Origin of the sequence: Amycolatopsis sp. NPDC102389 (assembly GCF_044765885.1) — a bacterium.
Lineage (GTDB): Bacteria > Actinomycetota > Actinomycetes > Mycobacteriales > Pseudonocardiaceae > Amycolatopsis.
On sequence record NZ_JBIWKX010000003.1, the window covers coordinates 113,897 to 134,286 of the forward strand.

A 20,390-nucleotide genomic window follows, 5' to 3' on the forward strand; every position below is an offset into this window, starting at 1 on the left:
GGCCTGGCCGGAGGAAACCCCTCTGACCAGGCCGTTTTCTATGTGGAGCTGAGGGGAATCGAACCCCTGACCCCCGCCTTGCAAAGGCGGTGCTCTACCAATTGAGCTACAGCCCCGGATCGCAGGCGATCATGATAACCGCCCGCGCCGAAATCAGTTGTTGCGGGACGCGTCCGCGGCCTTGGCCGGGGCGCTTCCGTTCGTGGAAGCGGTACCGAGGGGACGCTCGGTGGGGGCGGTGGCCTCACGCCAGAGGTCGGCCTCGGCCTTGGCGGCCTTGTTGCGCTTGATCACGAACAGCACGCCGCCCGCGATGACCGCGAGTGCCAACAGCTTCTTCATCAGAAGCCCCCTCTTTCCGCCGAGTTGCTCCGCTTACCCACCGATGCTACTGCACGCCGTTCTCCGGACGCCCGCTGCCCGACGTTCCACGTGGAACCACAGACCCTGCCGGGAAGCGCCCACGACCTCGGCCACCTGAGCGGCAGGATGTATTCATGCGAGACCCGAAGACCTGGAGCGAGCGCGAGTACTTCGCCTCCGTCGCCGAACGGCCGCCCATGTTCGGAATCAGATCTCTCTCCGACCTGGAGTCGTTTCTGACGGGCTACGACCAGCACGCGTTTCGGCACGGAGGCCCCGGGCTCGACGGATGGCGGGACTGGTTGGTCGCACGTCGCGGGAAGGATTGCAACCACGGCTGGACCGGACAGGTACGTCACCTCGCGTTGCCGGAAGGCTGGACCAGCTGGGACATCACCCCCGAGCAGGAGGCACGCGTCTCCGGACTGCTCTTCGAACTGCTCGACGAGTTCCTGGCCGAACGAGATGCCGCTGAGGGCAGCAAAAAAAGCCGACCCGCGATAATCGCGAACCGGCTTTCGGAGTGGGCCCACCAGGACTTGAACCTGGGACCTCTTCGTTATCAGGCCAAATCTATGGTTTGTTGACCTTGGAACAGCCCTGCGACCTGCATGCCGAACGTCCACTGACGTCCGCGGGCATCCCCTGGTCGCTACCCCGATTGTCGCCCAGAATGTCGCTCACAGCGACGCATCCAAGGCTGCCGCGACCAGGGGAAACACCTACGGGACGTCGTTTGTTGCGACAACCTCAACGAACGTCTCGCCCTTATGCTGCGTGAACACGATCGCGAAGCCATGCCCGCTCTCACAGTGTCCAGTCACAGCGATTCGATGGCGACGACCTGTCCCCATCCTGGGGCCGACCGGTGCAGACGAATCCTCGTGTGTTGCAACACGACCGGTCACGCCGTCCACGAAGATCTCGTTGAACTCACGATCCTCCGCGCGGGCTGCGACACGTACGACGTCGACATGTGTGGCAGCGAAGTCGCAGGTCGGGCACAGCAAACGACTGCCGTCATGGTCATCGAATTTGAGCTTCACGTAGCCAGATCCCTTCACGGTCCTCAAGCGGCTAGTCGACCCTGCCCTCCGATCCCCATGTTCGTCCAGTCCGTAAATCCCTGCTTGCGCGATCAGACACAATTCGGTTACCGGAGTTGTCCCAGCAGTCGCGTTAGAAGATCCTTATCGCCGTAGCCGTCGGGCAGAGCTCGGCGCTCCACCCGACGGCTACATGTATTACAGCAGCGCGTTAAGAATCGTGGTGACCATCAAGATCCCATCGAGGATCAGGGTGATCACCAAGATCAGCAGCTTGACGTACTGCGCGTGTAGCTCGACGGAACGGCGTCGGCCAGGGGTTACGGCCCTGGACCGGCGCCTCCGCTTTCTTCGGTTGCTCGCATCCATCGACACGATCGGTTCTCCTGAGTTAATCGCCTCAATCGAGGCGTAGAGGCCCCGACGCAACCGGTTACGTCGGGACGGGGTGACCGTTGGTGCTTGTGGCCCGTATCGGTCAGCGAGGACGCTAGAGCGCTCAGAAGGACCAGCGCAATTTTACCTGGGGACAACTGTGGATAAGTCGACCGAAAATCTGGGGACAACCTGTTGATACCGGTAGAACACCTGTTCATATCCTGGTGATCAAAACAGGCTACTTCCGGAAAACCGCTGGTCAGACCCTGTGGGGATTTTGTGGACTACATGGGTGTAACTCGTACGGCGTGTCGCGAGAGTGTCGCTTCTTCGGCGTGTCGCGCCGACCCCCCGCAAGCGTTTTCGACCTCCGAAGGGCCTGCCGCCCAGCCAGACGATGAGCCACATGTGAAACAGAGACCAGACCTACTGCGACCTCTGCGTATGACTCAGATGCCCCCAAATCAGGACGACCTTGTAGCAGGCCATTCACGGGACGCTCATGGCGGTCGAGCAGTAGCGGGCCGCATTGCCCCCACTGGCACGTGGACATGCGGAGACTGCGGCCAGGAGATACACCCGCAGATCTACGACGAGGACGACTTCTTGGCTGCGGGCTTCACTGACTTGAAACCGCGAGTTATCCGCCAACCTGTCGGAGGCTGGCACAAGCGACTCCAAGACGAGGTCCCTGAGCCATACGGCGATCGACACGCAGTGAGCGGCGGACGGACGGGAGCGCAGAAGGAAGCGCTCTGCGGCGCTCTCGTGTGGGTGATCGACGGTCCGTTCGAGGCAGGAGTGGGTGGCATGGACCTCCGCAACTGCAAACGCTGCGAACACCTCGCCGATGGGCTCTAGTCCATGATCACGGGGTTGCAACTATCAGCCGGTCAACCCGACCAGTCACGCCTGAGAGATGAAAATGTCGGACCTTGCCGGGATGATGGAGGCTCTGAGCAGCGACGAACGGGAGGCGTCATGGCACATGTCGAAGCGGTCACCCGCGACGAGCTACTACAGCGGCGAGATGGAATTCTCGAACAGCTTGGCACTGACCTGGCCACGTTCACGGAGCGAGCGAGGGCATTCAGCCTCGTCGGCGACGAGTGGGACACGTGGGACGAACTACAGAACATCGCGTTCCTGCTCGGCGATGACGAACTCTGACCTTCAGGAGCAGGTAAATCGGTTCACTTCCGAGACTGAGACGCTGCTCCGTGCATGCTTCGACGATGTCCCCGACAGCGAGGTCAAGACACTGGGCGAACGCGTCGTTACGGACATCAAGCCCGTCACCCTGAAGGCTAAGGGGCGGCCGCTCGCAGAACTGCACGTTTTTCAGCGCTTCCGCCTTGACAGCACCGAGACCTACCTGGCCGTTGAGCAGTCAGTCTTCAAGCTCACTGCAAAGATCGACCGGACGCCTATCGTTCGGTACGACTACGACCGCGATGCTAGAAGTAAGCCTTCATCCCACATCCAGCTACACGCCCATCGTGGAGCGATCTCGCATCTCCTCTCTCAAACTCGTCACTCCAACCCTCATGAGCTCGCGTCGCTCCACTTCCCCACAGGCGGCGCGAGGTTCAGGCCGTGCTTGGAAGACTTCGTGGAGTTCCTTATTCGCGACTGTCGGTTAGATGCCAAGGCAGGTTGGGAGAAGGAAGTAGAAGCCGGACGAGAACGCTGGCGACGTCTTCAGGTGCGAGCAGTCGTTCGCGAGGTACCAAGTGAGGCTGTCGCCGTGCTAGAGCGGCTGGGATACAAGGTCCAGCCGCCTGAAGAGACCAGGCTTGACAGTCAGAAAGCGCTGCGCACCTGGTAACCGCTTCAGATCTTAATGTTCGCCCAGCGGGCGAACCCCGCAAGCGTTTCCGACCTCCGACGGTCCTGCTCGGCGAGCGTGATCACCGTTTCCCGGACGTGCGGGTGGTAGCGGGTCTGCTGGGGCGAGACCTGACGAGCGATCTGTAGCGCCTGGAGCGAACGGGCTCGATCTCCGTGGAGCTGGAAGCCGCGGGCAAGGTCGATTGGCTGGACCCCGGATATGCCTCGGCCGGTGATGATCACCACCTCAGACAGCGAAGGGCGAATCGTCCGGCGACCGCTCGCAGGCTGATCAGAACAAATAGTCGCTCACTTAGTCACCCAGATAGCAAAAGGGCCGGTTTGCGACACTCGCAAACCGGCCTTTACCTGGGTGGGCCCACCAGGACTTGAACCTGGGACCTCTTCGTTATCAGCGAAGCGCTCTAACCGCCTGAGCTATGGGCCCGAACGAGGAGAAGATTACAGGACGCCTTTCGACGCCCTGCAACCGGGTCACTCTCGTTCGGAAAGGGTCACTTCCAGGCCTCCGGCGAGGTCGGCGGAGACGTTGTAGATGAAGGCGCTGACGGTGGCCAGCGCCGAGATCAGCACGATGTTGATGGCGCCGAGGATGGCCGCGATCCCGAAGACGCGGCCGGCGCTGATCAACGGGTCGGCCGGCGCGTCGGCCCCTTCGCCGCCGACGAGCGACGAGTAGGTCCCGTTGAGTTTGTCCCAGACGCCCATACCGTCGAGGACGGTGTAGAGGACGCCGACGGCGACGAGCCACACGAAGAACAGCGCGACGCCGAGGACGAGGGACAGTTTCAGCACCGACCAGGGGTCGAAGCGTTTGATCTGCAGGCTGGCGCGACGCGGTCCGCGGCCGGGGCGGCGGAGCGCGGTGGGGGCGGCACGGGTGCGGGAGGCCGACGGGATGGCGGAGGGGGCGGGGTCGCCCTCTCCGCTGTCGCCGAAGAGCCTCTTCGCGGCCGTACCGCTTACCCCGTGATAGTCGGTCACGGTGGTCGCGTCCCGCTTCGGTTCCGAGTGGGCCACGTCTTCGGTGGCGACCGAAGACACCGAAACCGTCTGCTCGCTGGAGCCTTCGGGTTCCCCGGCGCCGCTGTCGCGCTGCCAGGGCGGGCTCGACGAACCCGCCTGCGCGCCGCCTGCTTCGGGCTTCTCGGATGGTGTCACGAGGTGTCAGTCCTTACCCAGTACGTGGGGCGTCGTCTACTCCTGCTCCGACGCCGGGGTTTCTTCTCCTTCAGCACTACCTGCAGTGGCGACGTCTGAGGGCTCGTCCGCGTTGCGTGCGACCGCGAGAAGAGTGGTTCCTTCGTCGAGATTCATCAGCCGCACCCCCTTCGTCTGCCTTCCTGCCTTGCGCACCTGTCCTGCCGAAGTCCGGATCACCCCGCCGCTGGAGGTGATCGCGTAAAGCTCGTCTTCGGCGTCGACGATGACCGCGCCCACCAGCCTGCCACGTTTCTGGTCGTACTGAATGGTGAGCACACCCTTGCCGCCGCGGCCCTGCACCGGGTAGTCCTCGGTCGGGGTGCGCTTGGCGTAGCCGCCGCCGGTGGCGACGAGCAGGAACTTGTCCGGCTGGACGACGTTGACGCCGAGCAGCTCGTCGCCGTCGTTGAACCGCATGCCCAGCACACCGGACGTCGCGCGGCCCATCGGGCGCAGGGCTTCGTCGGTGGCGTGGAAGCGGATCGACTGGCCTTCCGCGGACACGAGGAGCAGGTCGTCCTCGGCGGCCGCGAGGACCGCGCCGACCAGCTCGTCCCCTTCGCGCAGGTTGACGGCGATGAGGCCGCCGGCGCGGTTGGAGTCGAAGTCGGTGAGCTTGGTCTTCTTCACCAGGCCGCGGCGGGTCGCGAGCACGAGGTACGGCGCGACCTCGTAGTTCGGGATCTCGATGACCTGGGCGATCTGCTCGTCGGGCTGGAACGCGAGCAGGTTCGCGACGTGCTGGCCGCGCGCGTTGCGGTTGGCCTCGGGCAGGTCGTAGGCCTTCGCCCGGTACACGCGGCCCTTGTTCGTGAAGAACAGGATCCAGTCGTGCGTCGAGCACACGAAGAAGTGCTGGACGATGTCGTCCTGTTTGAGGGTCGCGCCCTGGACGCCCTTGCCGCCGCGTTTCTGCGAACGGTACAGATCTGTTTTCGTTCGCTTGGCGTAACCCGTGCGGGTGATCGTGACGACGACGTCCTCGACGGCGATGAGGTCTTCGACCGAGACCTCGCCGTCGAACGGGATGATCTTGGTGCGCCGGTCGTCTCCGTACTTGTCGACGATCTCCTGCAGTTCCTCGGCGATGATCGCGCGCTGCCGCTCGGGCTTCTCGAGGATGTCCTTGAGGTCGGCGATCTCGAGTTCGATCTCGGCGAGGGTGTCGATGATCCGCTGCCGCTCCAGTGCCGCGAGGCGGCGGAGCTGCATGTCGAGGATCGCGGTCGCCTGGATCTCGTCGACGTCGAGCAGGCTCATCAGGGCGGGCCGGGCCTCTTCGGCCGACGGCGAGCGCCGGATGAGGGCGATGACCTCGTCGAGCATGTCCAGCGCCTTGACCAGACCACGCAGGATGTGGGCGCGTTCCTCGGCCTTGCGCAGCCGGAAGCGGGTCCGGCGGACGATGACCTCGATCTGGTGCTTCACGTAGTGCCGGATCATCTGGTCGAGGCGCAGCGTGCGGGGCACGCCGTCGACCAGGGCCAGCATGTTGACACCGAAGTTCTGCTGCAGCTGGGTGTGCTTGAACAGGTTGTTCAGCACGACCTTGGCGACCGCGTCGCGCTTGATCGTGACGACGATCCGCATACCGCTGCGGCTGTTGGACTCGTCGGCGATGTCGGAGATGCCGGTGAGCTTGCCGTCGCGGACCAGGTTCGCGATGTTCTCGACCAGGTTGTCCGGGTTGACCTGGAACGGCAGCTCGGACACGACCAGGATCGTGCGGCCCTTGGCGTCCTCTTCGACCTCGACGACCGCGCGCATGCGCACGGAGCCGCGGCCGGTGCGGTACGCGTCCTCGATGCCGGAGTTGCCGAGGATCATCGCCTTGGTCGGGAAGTCCGGGCCCTTGATCCGGACCAGCAGCGCGGCGAGCAGTTCGTCGTCGGTCGCGTCGTAGTTCTCCAGCGCCCACTTGACGCCGTCGGCGACCTCGCGCAGGTTGTGCGGCGGGATGTTGGTCGCCATCCCGACCGCGATCCCGGAACCGCCGTTGACCAGCAGGTTCGGGAACCGCGACGGCAGGACGTCCGGCTCCTGGGTGCGGCCGTCGTAGTTGTCGGAGAAGTCGACGGTGTCTTCTTCGATGTCCTGCAGCATGTGCATCGCGAGATGCGCGAGCCGGGACTCGGTGTACCGCATGGCGGCGGCGGGGTCGTTGCCCGGCGAGCCGAAGTTGCCCTGTCCGTCGATCAGCGGGTACCGCAGCGACCACGGCTGGGCGAGCCGCACCAGCGCGTCGTAGATCGCGGAGTCACCGTGCGGGTGGTAGTTGCCCATCACGTCGCCGACGACGCGGGAGCACTTGTTGTACCCGCGGTCGGGGCGGAAGCCGGAGTCGAACATCGAGTACAGCACGCGGCGGTGCACCGGCTTGAGGCCGTCCCGCACGTCCGGCAGCGCCCGCGACACGATGACGCTCATCGCGTAGTCGATGTAGGAGCGCTGCATCTCCTGCTGGATGTCGACCGGTTCGATCCGGTCGTGGTCCGGAGCCGGCGGCAAGGTTTCCGTCATGAGGTCCTTCTCGTGGGAGCAGTCCTAAAGGGACAAAAGAGCGGGGGCGCCTAGACGTCGAGGAACCGCACGTCCTTGGCGTTACGCGTGATGAAGGAGCGGCGCGCTTCGACGTCCTCGCCCATCAGGACGGAGAACAGGTCGTCGGCCTGCGCGGCGTCGTCCAGGGTGACCTGGCCGAGCAGCCGGTTCGCCGGGTCCATCGTGGTCTCCCACAGCTCTTCGGCGTTCATCTCGCCGAGACCCTTGTAGCGCTGGATCGCGTCGTCCTTCGGCAGCTTCCGGCCGGCCTCGACACCCGCCTGGATGACGGCGTCGCGTTCCCGGTCGGAGTAGGCGTACTCCGGCTCCTGCCGCGGCCACTTGATCTTGTACAGCGGCGGCCGCGAGAGGAACACGTGCCCGTGCTCGATGAGCGGGGTCATGAAGCGGAACAGCAGGGTGAGCAGCAGCGTGGTGATGTGCTGGCCGTCGACGTCGGCGTCGGCCATCAGCACGATCTTGTGGTAGCGCAGCTTCTCGAGGTCGAACTCTTCGTGGATACCGGTGCCGAGCGCGGTGATCAGCGACTGGACCTCGGTGTTCTTGAGGACGCGGTCGATACGGGCCTTCTCGACGTTGATGATCTTGCCCCGGATCGGCAGGATCGCCTGGTACATCGAGTCGCGGCCTTCCTTGGCCGAACCGCCCGCCGAGTCACCCTCGACGATGTAGAGCTCGCATTCCGACGGGTTGGTCGAGCGGCAGTCCTTGAGCTTGCCGGGCAGCCCGCCGATCTCCAGCGCGCCCTTGCGGCGGACCAGGTCGCGCGCCTTGCGGGCGGCCATCCGCGCCTGCGCCGAGGAGATCGACTTGTTGATGATCGTCTTCGCCTCGGTGGGGTTGCGCTCGAACCAGTCGGCCAGCCATTCGTTCGACGTCTGCTGCACGAACGTCTTGGCCTCGCTGTTGCCCAGCTTCGTCTTGGTCTGGCCTTCGAACTGCGGCTCGGACAGCTTGATCGAGACGATCGCGGCGAGGCCCTCACGCACGTCGTCACCGGAGAGGTTGGCGTCCTTCTCCTTGAGCAGCTTCTTCTCGCGCGCGTACGCGTTGACGACGCGGGTGAGCGCGGCGCGGAAGCCCTCTTCGTGCGTGCCGCCCTCGTGCGTGTTGATCGTGTTGGCGAAGGTGTACACCGACGGCGTGAAGCCGTTGTTCCACTGCATGGCGACCTCGACCTCGAGGCCGGTGCCCTTGGCCTCGAAGGAGATCACGGAGGCGTGGATCGGGTCCTTGCTGCCGTTGATGTGCTTGACGAAGTCCTCGAGACCGCCCGGGTAGCAGTAGGTCTTCTCCTTGACCCGCGCCGCCTGGCCGGAAGCGTCCTCTTCGGTCTCTTCGTCGGCGACGCGCTCGTCGCGCAGCGAAAGGGTCAGGCCCTTGTTGAGGAAGGCCATCTCCTGAAGACGCCGGGAGATCGTCTCGAAGTTGTACGTCGTGGTCTCGAAGATGTCGCCGTCGGCCCAGAAGGTGATCGTGGTGCCGGTCTCGTCGGCCGGGCCGAGATCCTCCAGCTCGCCGGGGATCTGGTCGGTGTACACCTGACGCCAGCTGCGGCCGCCGTACTTGACCTCGGCGACGAGCCTCGTCGAGAGCGCGTTCACCACGGAGACACCGACGCCGTGCAGACCACCGGAGACCGCGTAGGAGTCGCTGTCGAACTTGCCGCCCGCGTGGAGCACGGTGAGCACGACCTCGAGGGTCGGCTTCTTCTCCTTGGGGTGCATGTCGACCGGGATGCCGCGGCCGTCGTCCACGACGCGCACCCCGCCGTCGGCCAGAAGGGTAACCTCGACCTTGGTCGCGTGGCCGGCCATCGCCTCGTCGACGGAGTTGTCGACCACCTCTTGGACGAGGTGGTGGAGGCCGCGTTCACCGGTGGAACCGATGTACATACCGGGACGCTTGCGGACGGCTTCGAGGCCTTCGAGCACCGTGATCGACGACGCGTTGTACTCGCTCTTGTTCTCGGTCACAGGCGTTGATTCTCCTCGTCTCGCCCGAGCGGACGCTCGCTCGTCTCCAGTGTACTTGGCCGCGTTCGCAGACATGCGGCAAGGACACCCCTGATTTGCTCACAGGCGCGCTAATTCGTTCGAAGAAGAGTCTTGACGTTCGCGAAGCGTTCTGGGCGCCTTCTCGGGGCTTTGATGGCACGGTCTCCGAAGGCAAGTCGCGGCGAAGCGCAAGTCGGGTCAGCCGTACGTGTCACGCGGGCCGCGTCCCGGGACGTGCCTCGGCCCTTTCCGCCAGCTCGGCGCCGTCGGACCCTGGATCCGCATCTTCTTCACCACGCCGTGCCCGACGCCTTTGGCGATCTTCGCCAGCAGCTGCCCCTGAAGCAGGCGAAGCTGCGTCGCCCACGCCGTCGAGCTCGCGCGGACGGTCAGCTCTCCGTCCTTCAAGGCCACCGGCTGAGCGTGTTCGGCGACCTCTTCACCCACCAGGCGTGCCCAGTGGCCGAAGACCTGACCGTTGGCCAGCCGCGTGTTCCAGCCGCGGTCGACCGCGATCCGGGAGGCGAGCCTGCCGAGCGGTTGCGGGTCGCGGGCGTCGGCGCCCGGCCCCGACCAGCGACGACGTCGCGGGCTCTGCCCGGCCGAACCGGCTCCCCCTCCGGTGATACGGCCGCGGCGCACGCCCGGTTCAACCCCGCGGGCCTTGGCTTTGGCCTTCGCGGCGTCCAGAGCGGCCCGAGCGAGATCACGGCCGGTAGCCGGTTCCTTGCTTTCGGTATCGGTTGAGCCGTTCGATACCGAGGGGCGCTCACGCCGCGTATCGAACAAGGCTCCCTCGCTCGGGCTACCCCCCGAGCGAGGGGTGTCAAGCCGCTTATCAGGCCCCTTGGTCACGCGGGGCGATAACGCGTTCACGGTGTTATCCACACTGTCCACAGGTTTGTCCCCAGATCGGTGGGCAACTGCTGTGGCGCCGATCACCCGGGGTGTCCGCTTCGCGGGATCACCCTCGGTTGATCTCACCATCCGCCACGAGGAAGCGATGTCCGGCCAATTCGGCGGGCACGTCCTCGTCCACGGCGGCGGTCACCAGCACCTGCTCGGCGCCTGCCGCCACCTCCGCCAGCCGGGCCCGGCGACGCCGGTCCAGCTCGGCGAACACATCATCCAGCAGAAGTACCGGTTCCCCGGCCTCGCCACGCAGGAGCTCGTAGCTTCCCAGACGTAACGCGAGGGCGAACGACCAGGACTCCCCATGGCTCGCGTAGCCCTTCGCCGGTGCTTCGCCGAGGATGAGATCGAGCTCGTCCCGGTGCGGGCCGACCATGCTCACCCCACGCTCGAGCTCCAGATTCCGCGACCGTTTCAGGGCTTCGACCATGACTTCCTTGAGCACGGCCTGGTCGGCGCGAGGTCCGTCCGGAACGCCGTAGCCCTCTGGCATCGCTTCGCCCAGGCTCGACTTGTACGCGATCTTCGCCGGTCTCGAGTCGGGCGCGACCCCCATGTACGCGGAGGCCGCGTACGGCGCGAGGTCCGCGATGAGGTTGAGCCGGGCGGCCAGCAACGCGGCCCCCGCCACCGACAAGTGGTCGTCCCAGACGTCGAGCGTCGACAACGCGTACGGGTCTTCGCGCCCCGTACGCCGCTTGCCCGCCGTCTTGAGCAGGGCGTTCCGCTGCTTCAGCACCTTCTCGTAGTCGGCGCGGACCCCGGCGTACCGGGGAGCACGCAGCACGAGGAGCTCGTCCATGAAGCGACGGCGCTCGCCGGGATCCCCGCGCACGAGCGCCAGGTCCTCCGGAGAGAACAGCACCGTGCGCAGGATCCCGAGCACGTCGCGGGGCTTGCCGACCGCGCCGCGGTTGACCCGCGCGCGGTTCGCCTTGCCGGGCGTGATCTCCAGCTCGACCGTCAGCTCGCGGTCCTCGTTGACCACCGCGACCCTGATCAGCGCGCGTTCGCACCCGTGCCGCACCAACGGCGCGTCGGTCGCGACGCGGTGCGAGCCCAGGGTCGCGATGTAGCCGATCGCCTCGAGGAGGTTCGTCTTGCCGCGGCCGTTCTGTCCGACGAGGACGGTCGGGCCGGGTTCGAGCGCGAGATCGGCTTGTGGCCAGGACCGGAAGTCGGTGACCTGCAGATGTCTTAAGTACAACCCTCTTGCCTAGTCGCCGGCCTTCTTGACCGAGTGCCCGCCGAACTGGTTGCGCAGCGCGGCGACGGCCCGCATGGCGGCGGAGTCCTCCTGGCGCGAGGCGAACCGCGCGAACAGCGCGGCCGAGATGACCGGCGCCGGGACCGCGTTGTTGATCGCCTCTTCGAGGGTCCACCGGCCTTCGCCGGAATCCTCGACGTAGCCTTCGAGGTCGTCCAGCTCCGGGTCCTCGTCGAGCGCGCGGACGAGCAGGTCGAGCAGCCACGAGCGGACGACGGTCCCCCGCTGCCAGCCCTTGATCACCGCGGGCACGTTCTCGACGACCTTCGCGGCTTCGAGCAGCTCGAAGCCTTCCGCGAAGGCCTGCATCATGCCGTACTCGATGCCGTTGTGGATCATCTTCGCGTAGTGACCGGAGCCGACGGCGCCGGCGTGCGAGAAGCCCTCGTCACGCGGACCTTCGGGGCGAAGCGCGTCGAAGATCGGCATGGCCTTCTCGACGTCCGAAGCCTCGCCGCCGACCATCAGGCCGTAGCCGTTGTCCTTGCCCCACACGCCACCGGAAACCCCGCAGTCGAGGTAACCGATCTTCTTCGCGGCGAGGAGGTCCGCGTTGATCCGGTCGTCGGTGTACTTCGAGTTGCCGCCGTCGATCACGAGGTCGCCCTCGGACAGCAGGTTGCCGAGCTCCGCGACGGTCTGCCGGGTGGGTTCACCGGCGGGCACCATGATCCAGACGATCCGGGGGCCGTCCAGTTTGGACACCATGTCCTCGAGTGAGGTGGAGTCGGTGACGTCGGGGTTGCGGTCGTAGCCGACCACCTCGTGACCGGCCGCGCGCAGCCGCTCACGCATGTTGAACCCCATTTTGCCGAGGCCGATGAGTCCCAGCTGAGCCATGAAGATCCCCTTTGGTGCGAACGAAAACGAAGGCCGGTCAGCCCGGGAGGCGAACCGGCATCAGGAGGTACAGGTAGCCGGGGACGACGTTGCCCTCCTCGTCGGCGGGCTTGATCAGCGCCGGCCGGTTCGGGGTGGTGAACGTCAGTTCCGCCCGGTTCGCGTTCAGCGCGCCGAGCCCGTCGACGAGGTAACCCGGGTTGAACGCGATGGTCACCGGCTCACCCTCGTAGTCGACCTGAAGCTCTTCTTCGGCCGAACCCTCGTCGTCGCCGCCGGCGGAGAGCCGCAGCGAACCGTCGTTGAACTCCAGCCGCACCTGGGTGCCACGCTCGGCGACCAGCGAAACACGTTTGATCGACTCGGCGAGCGCGGAGACCTCGATGACCGCGCGCGACGTGTGCTGCGCCGGGAGCAGCTGCCGGTACGGCGGGAACTCCGCGTCGAGGAGGCGGGTCGTGGTGTAGCGGCCGGAGCCGGAGAGGCCGAGGAGGCCTTCGCCGCTGGCGAGCGCGAGCCGGATCTTGGCACCGCTGGCGCCGAGCGTCTTCGCGGCCTCGGCGAGCGTGCGTGCCGGGACGAGCACGGCGGCGTCGGACAGGCCTTCGGCCGGCTCCCAGGTGAACTCGCGCATCGCGAGGCGGAAACGGTCGGTGGCGACCAGGGTCAGCGAGGAGCCGGAGATCTCCAGCCGCATGCCGGTCAGCATCGGGAGGGTGTCGTCCTTGCCCGCCGCGACGACGACCTGGGTTACGGCCTGGCCGAATGCGTCGCCGGTGAGTTCGCCGGCGAAGGCGGGCTGGGACGGAAGCTGCGGGTAGTCCTCGACCGGCATGGTCGGCAGGGAGAAGCGCGCGGAGCCGCAGGTGATGGTCGCGCGGGCGCCGTCGACGGAGATCTCGACCGGCTGCGCGGGCAGCGACTTGGTGATGTCGGCCAGCAGACGGCCGGAGACCAGCAGGCGGCCGCCGTCGGCGATGGTGGCCGGGACGCCGACCGTGGCGGAGACCTCGTAGTCGAATCCGGAGACGGTGAGGGCGTCACTCGTCCCGTCGGATCCCGCATCGAGCAGGACACCGCCCAGAACCGGGACCGGAGGCCGCGACGGGAGGCTTCTCGCCACCCACGCGACGGCGTCGGCCAGCCCGTCACGCTCGACGCGGATCTTCATGCGCGCTTCCTTTCGACAGCCGAGCCCCTGACGGCTCGAAAGCTCAACGGGTCACCTCGGCCGGAGAGCGCGATGGCCAGGTGCCTCGCAGGTGTGTTCGGTCCGAGCGAGGACGCGAACGCACGTCGACACGCAGACCAGGTGCAGGGACCCACGTTAGGCCGTCCCCGGGGTCCACGTCACCTCGGCCTCCCCTTGCTTTTGTCGACAAGACGACACGGCTCACCGGCTGTCCCCAGATTCGTCCTTCGCCTGTTTTTGTTTTGTTCTCTTCTAGAGAAGAAGAAAAGACAGCAGTAGTAATAGGCGTTGTGGATTGTGTGGACAAGGCTCGTTCGCGCAGGTCCGGACGCCCGCGACCCTGTGGACTCAGGGTGTGTACGGACGGTGGACAGCTCGGGCCGTCCGTGGATGGTTTCGAGCCACGCTCGATCTGTCCACAGTCATCCACAGTTGTCCCCATGGTTATCCCCAGTTGTGAGCCGGTTTGTACCCAGGGTTGTGGGCGGCGTTCGTGACCGGAATCGCTCGGGAGAGTGATCCGAGCAGCCCGCATCACCCTTGTGCACAACATGTGGGCAACCTGGGGACAGCGTGTGGATCTTGGTGTGGAAATGCTGTGGATTCCCTGTGAGTGCGATGTGGACGAAATCCCGGTCCCCGCAGCTCCCGTCCCCACCGGAGTTGTGCACAAGCTACCCACACCCTGTGGATTCCCTTTGTACACAAGGAAAAACGCGAAGCCCACCGAGCCTCACTTCGCCCCCTTCGCCGCTTCTCCTCCCCACACACGCTTCGGGCCTATGTAGACACAAAGAAGGGCTCCCACCTACCGGTGAGAGCCCCGAAACCCTTGTCGGCCAAGGGATTGATACTCAGATGACCCCTGCGGTCTCCCCAAGGGCGCCCCGCGCCCGACGGAGACTTCACCCGTCGAGCGCCCTCCCTTGGGCCGAAGGCCCACGAAAACGCGATGAAGGGGCGCCCTCCGCTCCCAACGTGAGTTGTAAGCGATCCGGGCGCCCCTTCGGCGCGCTTTTCGTCAGCGCGAGATTAAAAACTACTGCCTGGCGCGCTGTTTGATCCTCGAAGTCAGTTCCTGCACCTGGTCGTAGATGCGCCGTCGTTCGGCCATCTCCTTGCGGATCTTCTTGTCCGCGTGCATGACGGTCGTGTGGTCGCGGCCGCCGAAAGTCTGTCCGATCTTCGGCAGCGACATGTCGGTCAGTTCGCGGCAGAGGTACATCGCGATCTGGCGCGCGGTCGCGAGCGCCTTCGTCTTGCCGGGGCCGCAGAGGTCGTCGAGGGTGACGTCGAAGAACTCCGACGTGACACCCATGATGGTCGGCGCGGTGATCTCCGGCGCGTGCGAATCCGGGATGAGGTCGCGGAGCACGATCTCGGCGAGTGCCACGTCGACCGGCTGCTGGTTCAGTGACGCGAAGGCGGTGACGCGGATGAGCGCGCCTTCGAGTTCCCGGATGTTCGCCTCGACGCGCGAAGCGATGAACTCCAGGACCTCGCCAGGAACGGCGAGCCGGTCCTGAGCCGCCTTCTTGCGAAGGATCGCGATCCGCGTTTCGAGTTCCGGCGGTTGGATGTCGGTGATGAGGCCCCACTCGAACCGCGTGCGCAGCCGGTCTTCCAGCGTTTCGAGGCGCTTCGGCGGGCGGTCGGAGGAGACGACGATCTGCTTGTTCGCGTTGTGGAGGGTGTTGAAGGTGTGGAAGAACTCTTCCTGCGTACCTTCTTTGCCTTCCAGGAACTGGATGTCGTCGACGAGCAGGATGTCGATGTCGCGGTAGCGGCGCTGGAACGCGACCTTGCGGTCGTCTCGCAGCGAGTTGATGAAGTCGTTGGTGAACTCTTCGGTCGACACGTACCGCACGCGCATGCCGGGGAACAGCCGCTGGGCGTAGTGCCCGACCGCGTGCAGCAGGTGGGTCTTCCCGAGTCCGGATTCTCCCCAGATGAACAACGGGTTGTACGCGCGCGCCGGTGCTTCGGCGACGGCGACCGCGGCCGCGTGCGCGAAGCGGTTCGACGCGCCGATGACGAAGGTGTCGAACGTGTACTTCTCGTTGAGCTTCGTCTTCGACGTCTGCGGCTGCGCCGGCGCGGTGTAGGGCTGGCCCGCGATCGGCTGGCCGGAGAAGGTCGGCCAGATCTCGGTCACGGCGGCGAGGGCCTCGCCCTCTTCGTCGACTTCTTCATCGCTGTCATCGCCATCGTTGAGGCTGTTGTCCACCGGCTGCTGCCTCGGCGGCCTCGGCTTCGGAGGCTCGGGCCGGGGCCTGGTCGGGGACAGCATGCCGTCACCCTCCGGCAGCGGAGGAGTACTCGGCCCCGGACCGGAACCGTTTTCCACCCGGCTGGGTGACGTCGGTTCATAACGAGGGCCCGGAGACGGCGGGGGCATCGACGTGTGGGGCTCGGTGCTGTCGACCTTCACCGCGAGGGAGACCGCGCGGCCGAGCCGTCGCGAAAGGGCTTCGGTGATCGCGCCACGCAAGGCGCGTTCGATCGCTTCCTTGGCGAAGTCGCTGGGGGCGGCGAGCAGTGCGGTGCCGTCGAGCAGGCCGATCGGCCGGGTCACCCGCATCCAGGCGCGCTGCTGCGGGGAGAGGGTGCCGTCGGACAGCTCGCGCACGACCTGCTCCCAGATGACGCCAAGATTGTGCTGGTGATCGGACACCTGCCTGACTCCCCTCCCCTCATCGGTGCGCTGCGGCGAGATCACTCAGCGGCCCGAAACGCCGGGTCGAGCGTCATCATGGCCCGGTCGGCTCATGCGCACAGCAAATATCCACATAGTTGTCCACAGCTGTGCACTAATGTACGGCGGCCCGCGGTGACGCCACCTGCGGGATCGTCGTATGCCGACGGGACGCCTCCACATCCCCAAGGACACCCGGGCGCCTGCACCGTTCCACCTCGGCGAAAACCCGGGAGGGGCACGCTAACAAGCCCCGCTCGTTGCCACAAGGCGTCCTCGCGCGCAAGCATTTCACGGTGTACGGCGTGTTGCCATTCGATGCCCTCGCGTCGTCGGTGATCACTCTCCACGTACCGTCGCGGTCCGTGGTCGAGGGGGTGCCTGCCGGGCCCGGGCGGTGGGTGCGTACCCTCGTAAGGTCTCCCGTATACAGCGGGGGCGTTTCGCGTGCCCACGTTGTCGTCGCTCGACGTGACGAGGCCACACGTTGGTAGGAGACACCAGAGACTGCCGTGCGTCAGCACGACACGCCAGGAACGGGTCGAACCGTTCCCGGCGGCCGAGAAACAGGAGAAGTTAGTCGTGAGCAAGGGTAAGCGCACCTTCCAGCCGAACAACCGCCGCCGCGCCCGGGTCCACGGATTCCGCCTGCGCATGCGGACCCGCGCCGGCCGGGCCATCCTGGCGGCTCGTCGTCGCAAGGGCCGCGGCGCGCTGTCCGCCTGATCCGGCCGCCGTCGAGGGACGTCGTGCTGCCGGCCGCCGCGAGGTTGCGGCGCAGTGAGGATTTCCGTGCCGTGATGCGGCGTGGGGCCAAGGCAGGCAGGCGCCGCCTCGTCGTCCATGCGTTGACCACGGACCCGCCCGATGCCGCCGAAGCGGCGCGGGCGGGTTTTGTGGTGAGCAAGGCCGTGGGCAATTCGGTGGTCCGCCACCGGGTCACCCGCCGGTTGAGGCATCTCGTTTCCGCCAGGATCGGAACACTGCCGCCGGGCAGCTCGTTGGTGATACGGGCACTACCTCCGGCCGCGGACGCGTCCAGCGCGGAACTCGGCTCGGACCTCGACGCGTCGTTGCGGCGCCTCGGGCTGTCCGGGAAGTCCCGCCAGACGCGACCCCCCGACAACGGATCAGCGGTGTAATGGCATGCGAGCCACCGAGAACGAGACCACCGAAGACGCCCGTCCGGGCCCGGTGGCATGGGTGCTGCTCCTGCCCATCAAGCTGTATCGCAAGGCGATCTCGCCCTTCCTTCCTCCGGCGTGCCGGTTCTACCCGAGCTGTAGCGCGTACGCCGTCGAGGCGCTGACCCGGCACGGCGCCGGCCGCGGCACCTATCTCGCGGTTCGCCGTCTGCTGCGCTGTGGCCCGTGGACCATGCCCGGCCGCGACCCGGTACCCGAGACGTTCTCGTGGCGCCACCGCCGACCTGAAACACCGATCGAGGAGTAGCTCAGTGCTCGACTTCATCTACTACCCCGTGTCCTTCATCTTGTGGTGTTGGCACAAGGTCTTCGGGCTCGTGTTCGGTGAGGCGAACGCGGTCTCCTGGATCCTCGCGATCATCTTCTTGACGTTCACGGTCCGCGGCATCATGTTCAAGCCGTTCGTGAACCAGGTCCGGTCGATGAAGAAGATGCAGGACTTCGCGCCGGAGATGAAGAAGATCCAGAAGAAGTACGCGAACGACCGGCAGCGCCAGGCGATGGAGATGCAGAAGCTCCAGAAGGAGCACGGCGTCAACCCGCTGGGCAGCTGCCTGCCGATGCTGCTTCAGATCCCGGTCTTCATCGGTCTGAACCACGTCCTGCGGATGTTCACCATCAACCCGTACGGCGGCCCCAAGACCGAGAACTACTTCTTCGACCAATCCGGCGTCGCGTCGTACGTCAACGCGAAGCTGTTCGGCACCAACCTCGGCGACGCGATCTACACCGGTGTCGGCGTCGTCAGCGGTGGCAACACGCCCGCCGGTTTCCACTGGCACGTCGCGCCCGTCGCGATCCCGCTGATGATCATCGCGAGCATCGCCACGCACCTCACCGCGCGTCACTCGGTCCAGCGCCAGAACCCCGAGTCGGCCACCCCGCAGACCGCGATGATGAACAAGCTGACGATGTACATCTTCCCGCTCGGTGTCCTCATCTTCGGTGCACTGTTCCCGCTCGGCCTGCTCTTCTACTGGCTCGCCAACAACGGCTGGACCCTGATGCAGCAGCGCCTCGTCTACACGCGGATCGACAAGGAAGAAGAGGCCCGCAAGGAAGCCGAGAAGGAGAAGCGCGCGAACCTCGGCCCGAAGCCGGGCCAGAAGCCGACCGCGCCTCGCCCCGGCCAGAAGCCGGTCCAGCAGAAGAAGAACAAGCCGTCCTCCGGCGGTCAGGTCAAGAAGGCGGGCTCCCCGCACGGCTTCGCCCAGACCGGTTCGTCCGCCGCGGAGAAGAAGGACGCCAACGACGCAACAGCCGAGTCGTCGACGAACGGCTCGAAGGAGAACGGTGCGGACGTGCCCGGTCTCATCTCGGACTCGACTAAGAAATCGGGCCGGAAGCGTCGCTGACGCCGATCCGGGCCGGAGAGGAGACCAGTAATGGCGGAGACGATCGACACGATCGACGCCGAGGAGAACAGCGCGACCGAGGTGGAGGGCGCCGCTGAAGAGACCGCTCGCAAGGGAGGTGTCGACGACGACGTCCTCGTGAAGGAGGGCGACATCGCCGGTGACTACCTCGAGCGGTTGCTCGATCTTTTGGACTACGACGGCGACATCGACCTCGACGTCGAAGCCGGCCGCGCGATCGTCAGCATCGACGGCGGCGAGGACTTGGAGAAGCTCGTCGGTCCCCGCGGCACCGTGCTGGAGGCGTTGCAGGAACTGACGCGGCTGGCGGTCCAGCAGGAGACCGGTTCGCGAAGCCGGCTGATGCTGGACATCGCGGGCTGGCGCGCGGACCGTCGTGAGGAGCTCCGCGAGCTCGGTCGCTCGACCGCCGAGACGGTCGTCTCCTCCGGTGAGCGCGTCCGGCTGCAGCCGATGAGCCCGTTCGAGCGGAAGGTCGTGCACGACGCGGTCGCGTCCGTCGACGGGGTCAAGAGCGAGAGCGAAGGCGAGGACCCGAAGCGCCGGGTCGTCATCTTCCCCGCCTGACGGTTACTCGAACGAAGCGGCCCGCCGGTCCTCCGGCGGGCCGCTTCTTTGTGTCGGGGGTGAATTACAGCCGTGGCGTTTCACGTGAAACGCCACGCGTCGAGTGGAGTTGTCCACAACTTCGGACTGTCTCCCCGCTTTGCGCTCGGCGTCATGGACAATCAGTGGAGCGCGTTTCACGTGAAACGGCGTCGAGGGTTGAGGAGCGAGAGTGGGCTTGGACGGGGTCGCCGCATCGGTACGGAGTGCGGCGTCGGAAGTATTCGGAGACCGCGTCGAGCAAGCCGTCGGCTACGTCGAACTCCTGGAGCGGCACGGCGTCGAGCGTGGGCTCATCGGCCCCCGCGAGGTCGACCGGTTGTGGGAGCGCCACGTCCTCAACTCCGCCGTGATCGGCGAGCGGATCCCCGGCGGTGCCCGCGTGGTCGACGTCGGCTCGGGCGCGGGACTTCCGGGTGTACCGCTCGCGATCAGCCGACCGGACCTCGATATCGTTCTGCTCGAACCGATGGCTCGCCGGGTCGACTGGCTGGCCGAGGTTGCCGAGAAGCTGGAACTCCCCATCACCGTTGTCCGCGGGCGCGCGGAGGAGCGGCAGGTACGTGAGGAGCTCGGTGGCGCGGATGTCGTCACCGCCCGGGCGGTCGCTCCCTTGGCCCGGCTCGCGAACTGGTGCCTCCCGCTCGTGCGTTCCCAAGGTGCTCTGGTCGCCCTCAAAGGAGCGAGCGCTGGAGAGGAAATCGAACGCGATCGCGCCGCCGTCCGGAAGGCCGGCGGCGGCGAACCGGAAGTCTTCGAGTGCGGCGGCAAGGTGCTCGAGATTCCGAGCACGGTCGTCGTGATCCACCGTCTGCCCCCGAAACCGTCTCGATCGCGCAGGCGTAGCTAGACCGGTTCCACGTGAAACAACGCAGAACGACTCCCACGTCTAATACA

21 protein-coding genes and 2 tRNA genes are annotated in these 20,390 nt (G+C 66.1%); 10 read left to right on the forward strand and 13 right to left on the reverse strand.

From position 1 onward, the window contains the following. Positions 1 to 43 precede the first annotated feature (43 nt). Both ACIRGA_RS04300 and ACIRGA_RS04305 read right to left on the reverse strand, forming a co-directional pair. A tRNA-Ala gene (locus tag ACIRGA_RS04300) sits at positions 44 to 116 on the reverse strand. A 37-nt stretch (positions 117 to 153) separates the two neighbouring features. Continuing rightward, positions 154 to 342, reverse strand: coding sequence for a DLW-39 family protein (locus ACIRGA_RS04305; protein ID WP_016330468.1), 189 nt, complete (start codon positions 340 to 342; stop codon positions 154 to 156). Between the two features lie 155 nt (positions 343 to 497). Between ACIRGA_RS04305 and ACIRGA_RS04310 the strand changes: the two genes are divergently transcribed. After that, positions 498 to 950 carry a hypothetical protein gene (locus tag ACIRGA_RS04310; protein ID WP_400936406.1) on the forward strand — a complete coding sequence of 151 codons (453 nt, stop codon included), beginning with the start codon at positions 498 to 500 and terminating at the stop codon, positions 948 to 950. A 135-nt stretch (positions 951 to 1,085) separates the two neighbouring features. Here the strand turns inward: ACIRGA_RS04310 and ACIRGA_RS04315 are convergent, their stop codons facing one another. Beyond that, positions 1,086 to 1,409, reverse strand: coding sequence for a hypothetical protein (locus ACIRGA_RS04315; protein WP_400936408.1), 324 nt, complete (start codon positions 1,407 to 1,409; stop codon positions 1,086 to 1,088). A 1,095-nt stretch (positions 1,410 to 2,504) separates the two neighbouring features. On the opposite strand from ACIRGA_RS04315, the gene ACIRGA_RS04320 reads away from it, so the two are divergent. From ACIRGA_RS04320 to ACIRGA_RS04330, 3 genes are all read left to right on the forward strand, one after another. Further along, positions 2,505 to 2,648 (forward strand): hypothetical protein, encoded by a 144-nt coding sequence (locus ACIRGA_RS04320; protein ID WP_400936410.1) that lies wholly within the window; start codon positions 2,505 to 2,507, stop codon positions 2,646 to 2,648. A 120-nt stretch (positions 2,649 to 2,768) separates the two neighbouring features. Further along, on the forward strand, positions 2,769 to 2,957 hold the full coding sequence (locus ACIRGA_RS04325) for a hypothetical protein (protein ID WP_400936412.1): 189 nt from the start codon (positions 2,769 to 2,771) through the stop codon (positions 2,955 to 2,957). Next, entirely contained in the window at positions 2,944 to 3,615 is a 672-nt protein-coding gene (locus ACIRGA_RS04330; protein ID WP_400936414.1) for a hypothetical protein, read from the forward strand. The genes ACIRGA_RS04325 and ACIRGA_RS04330 overlap by 14 nt, the downstream gene beginning before the upstream one ends. A 5-nt stretch (positions 3,616 to 3,620) precedes the next feature. On the opposite strand, the gene ACIRGA_RS04335 is transcribed toward ACIRGA_RS04330, so the two are convergent. The 10 genes from ACIRGA_RS04335 to dnaA all read right to left on the reverse strand — a co-directional run bounded on the left by ACIRGA_RS04335 (position 3,621) and on the right by dnaA (position 16,285). Continuing rightward, entirely contained in the window at positions 3,621 to 3,863 is a 243-nt protein-coding gene (locus tag ACIRGA_RS04335; RefSeq protein ID WP_400936415.1) for a hypothetical protein, read from the reverse strand. A gap of 128 nt (positions 3,864 to 3,991) precedes the next feature. Continuing rightward, positions 3,992 to 4,065, reverse strand: a tRNA-Ile gene (locus ACIRGA_RS04340). A 47-nt stretch (positions 4,066 to 4,112) separates the two neighbouring features. Beyond that, the gene (locus ACIRGA_RS04345; RefSeq protein WP_400936417.1) at positions 4,113 to 4,799 is read right to left on the reverse strand and encodes a DUF3566 domain-containing protein; all 687 of its coding nucleotides are present in this window, start codon (positions 4,797 to 4,799) and stop codon (positions 4,113 to 4,115) included. Positions 4,800 to 4,835: 36 nt separating this feature from the next. Then, complete coding sequence (gene gyrA, locus ACIRGA_RS04350) at positions 4,836 to 7,361, reverse strand: DNA gyrase subunit A (protein WP_400936419.1); 2,526 nt, start codon at positions 7,359 to 7,361, stop codon at positions 4,836 to 4,838. Positions 7,362 to 7,411: 50 nt separating this feature from the next. Further along, positions 7,412 to 9,379 carry a DNA topoisomerase (ATP-hydrolyzing) subunit B gene (gene gyrB / locus ACIRGA_RS04355; protein ID WP_400936421.1) on the reverse strand — a complete coding sequence of 656 codons (1,968 nt, stop codon included), beginning with the start codon at positions 9,377 to 9,379 and terminating at the stop codon, positions 7,412 to 7,414. Between the two features lie 219 nt (positions 9,380 to 9,598). Beyond that, a complete protein-coding gene (locus ACIRGA_RS04360; protein ID WP_034322026.1) occupies positions 9,599 to 10,090 on the reverse strand; it encodes a DciA family protein in 492 nt (163 codons plus the stop codon). A 274-nt stretch (positions 10,091 to 10,364) separates the two neighbouring features. Beyond that, entirely contained in the window at positions 10,365 to 11,519 is a 1,155-nt protein-coding gene (gene recF, locus ACIRGA_RS04365) for a DNA replication/repair protein RecF (RefSeq protein WP_400936423.1), read from the reverse strand. A 9-nt stretch (positions 11,520 to 11,528) separates the two neighbouring features. Beyond that, positions 11,529 to 12,419, reverse strand: a complete 891-nt coding sequence (gene gnd / locus ACIRGA_RS04370; RefSeq protein WP_400936425.1) for a phosphogluconate dehydrogenase (NAD(+)-dependent, decarboxylating) — start codon at positions 12,417 to 12,419, stop codon at positions 11,529 to 11,531. Between the two features lie 37 nt (positions 12,420 to 12,456). After that, on the reverse strand, positions 12,457 to 13,590 hold the full coding sequence (gene dnaN, locus ACIRGA_RS04375; RefSeq protein WP_020632653.1) for a DNA polymerase III subunit beta: 1,134 nt from the start codon (positions 13,588 to 13,590) through the stop codon (positions 12,457 to 12,459). Between the two features lie 1,060 nt (positions 13,591 to 14,650). Further along, complete coding sequence (gene dnaA, locus ACIRGA_RS04380; protein ID WP_400936427.1) at positions 14,651 to 16,285, reverse strand: chromosomal replication initiator protein DnaA; 1,635 nt, start codon at positions 16,283 to 16,285, stop codon at positions 14,651 to 14,653. A 603-nt stretch (positions 16,286 to 16,888) separates the two neighbouring features. Here dnaA and rpmH point away from each other — a divergent pair. From rpmH to rsmG, 6 genes are all read left to right on the forward strand, one after another. Next, positions 16,889 to 17,032 carry a 50S ribosomal protein L34 gene (rpmH, locus tag ACIRGA_RS04385; RefSeq protein ID WP_005154511.1) on the forward strand — a complete coding sequence of 48 codons (144 nt, stop codon included), beginning with the start codon at positions 16,889 to 16,891 and terminating at the stop codon, positions 17,030 to 17,032. A 23-nt stretch (positions 17,033 to 17,055) separates the two neighbouring features. After that, entirely contained in the window at positions 17,056 to 17,448 is a 393-nt protein-coding gene (rnpA, locus tag ACIRGA_RS04390; RefSeq protein ID WP_400936428.1) for a ribonuclease P protein component, read from the forward strand. 4 nt (positions 17,449 to 17,452) lie between these two features. After that, positions 17,453 to 17,758 (forward strand): membrane protein insertion efficiency factor YidD, encoded by a 306-nt coding sequence (yidD, locus tag ACIRGA_RS04395; protein ID WP_016338357.1) that lies wholly within the window; start codon positions 17,453 to 17,455, stop codon positions 17,756 to 17,758. A gap of 4 nt (positions 17,759 to 17,762) precedes the next feature. Further along, the gene (gene yidC / locus ACIRGA_RS04400; protein ID WP_400936430.1) at positions 17,763 to 18,866 is read left to right on the forward strand and encodes a membrane protein insertase YidC; all 1,104 of its coding nucleotides are present in this window, start codon (positions 17,763 to 17,765) and stop codon (positions 18,864 to 18,866) included. A 30-nt stretch (positions 18,867 to 18,896) separates the two neighbouring features. Continuing rightward, positions 18,897 to 19,454, forward strand: a complete 558-nt coding sequence (locus tag ACIRGA_RS04405) for a protein jag (protein WP_400936432.1) — start codon at positions 18,897 to 18,899, stop codon at positions 19,452 to 19,454. Positions 19,455 to 19,665: 211 nt separating this feature from the next. Beyond that, positions 19,666 to 20,343, forward strand: a complete 678-nt coding sequence (gene rsmG, locus ACIRGA_RS04410; protein WP_400936434.1) for a 16S rRNA (guanine(527)-N(7))-methyltransferase RsmG — start codon at positions 19,666 to 19,668, stop codon at positions 20,341 to 20,343. The last annotated feature ends 47 nt before the right edge of the window (positions 20,344 to 20,390 follow it).

Bases quoted from the DNA above. Each gene is read 5' to 3' on its own strand.
- ACIRGA_RS04330 (WP_400936414.1), top strand. From the start codon at position 2,944: ATGACGAACTCTGACCTTCAGGAGCAGGTAAATCGGTTCACTTCCGAG.
- ACIRGA_RS04305 (WP_016330468.1), bottom strand. From the start codon at position 342: ATGAAGAAGCTGTTGGCACTCGCGGTCATCGCGGGCGGCGTGCTGTTC.
- ACIRGA_RS04325 (WP_400936412.1), top strand. From the start codon at position 2,769: ATGGCACATGTCGAAGCGGTCACCCGCGACGAGCTACTACAGCGGCGA.
- ACIRGA_RS04310 (WP_400936406.1), top strand. From the start codon at position 498: ATGCGAGACCCGAAGACCTGGAGCGAGCGCGAGTACTTCGCCTCCGTC.
- ACIRGA_RS04405 (WP_400936432.1), top strand. From the start codon at position 18,897: ATGGCGGAGACGATCGACACGATCGACGCCGAGGAGAACAGCGCGACC.
- dnaN (WP_020632653.1), bottom strand. From the start codon at position 13,590: ATGAAGATCCGCGTCGAGCGTGACGGGCTGGCCGACGCCGTCGCGTGG.
- gnd (WP_400936425.1), bottom strand. From the start codon at position 12,419: ATGGCTCAGCTGGGACTCATCGGCCTCGGCAAAATGGGGTTCAACATG.
- yidD (WP_016338357.1), top strand. From the start codon at position 17,453: ATGCGAGCCACCGAGAACGAGACCACCGAAGACGCCCGTCCGGGCCCG.
- gyrA (WP_400936419.1), bottom strand. From the start codon at position 7,361: ATGACGGAAACCTTGCCGCCGGCTCCGGACCACGACCGGATCGAACCG.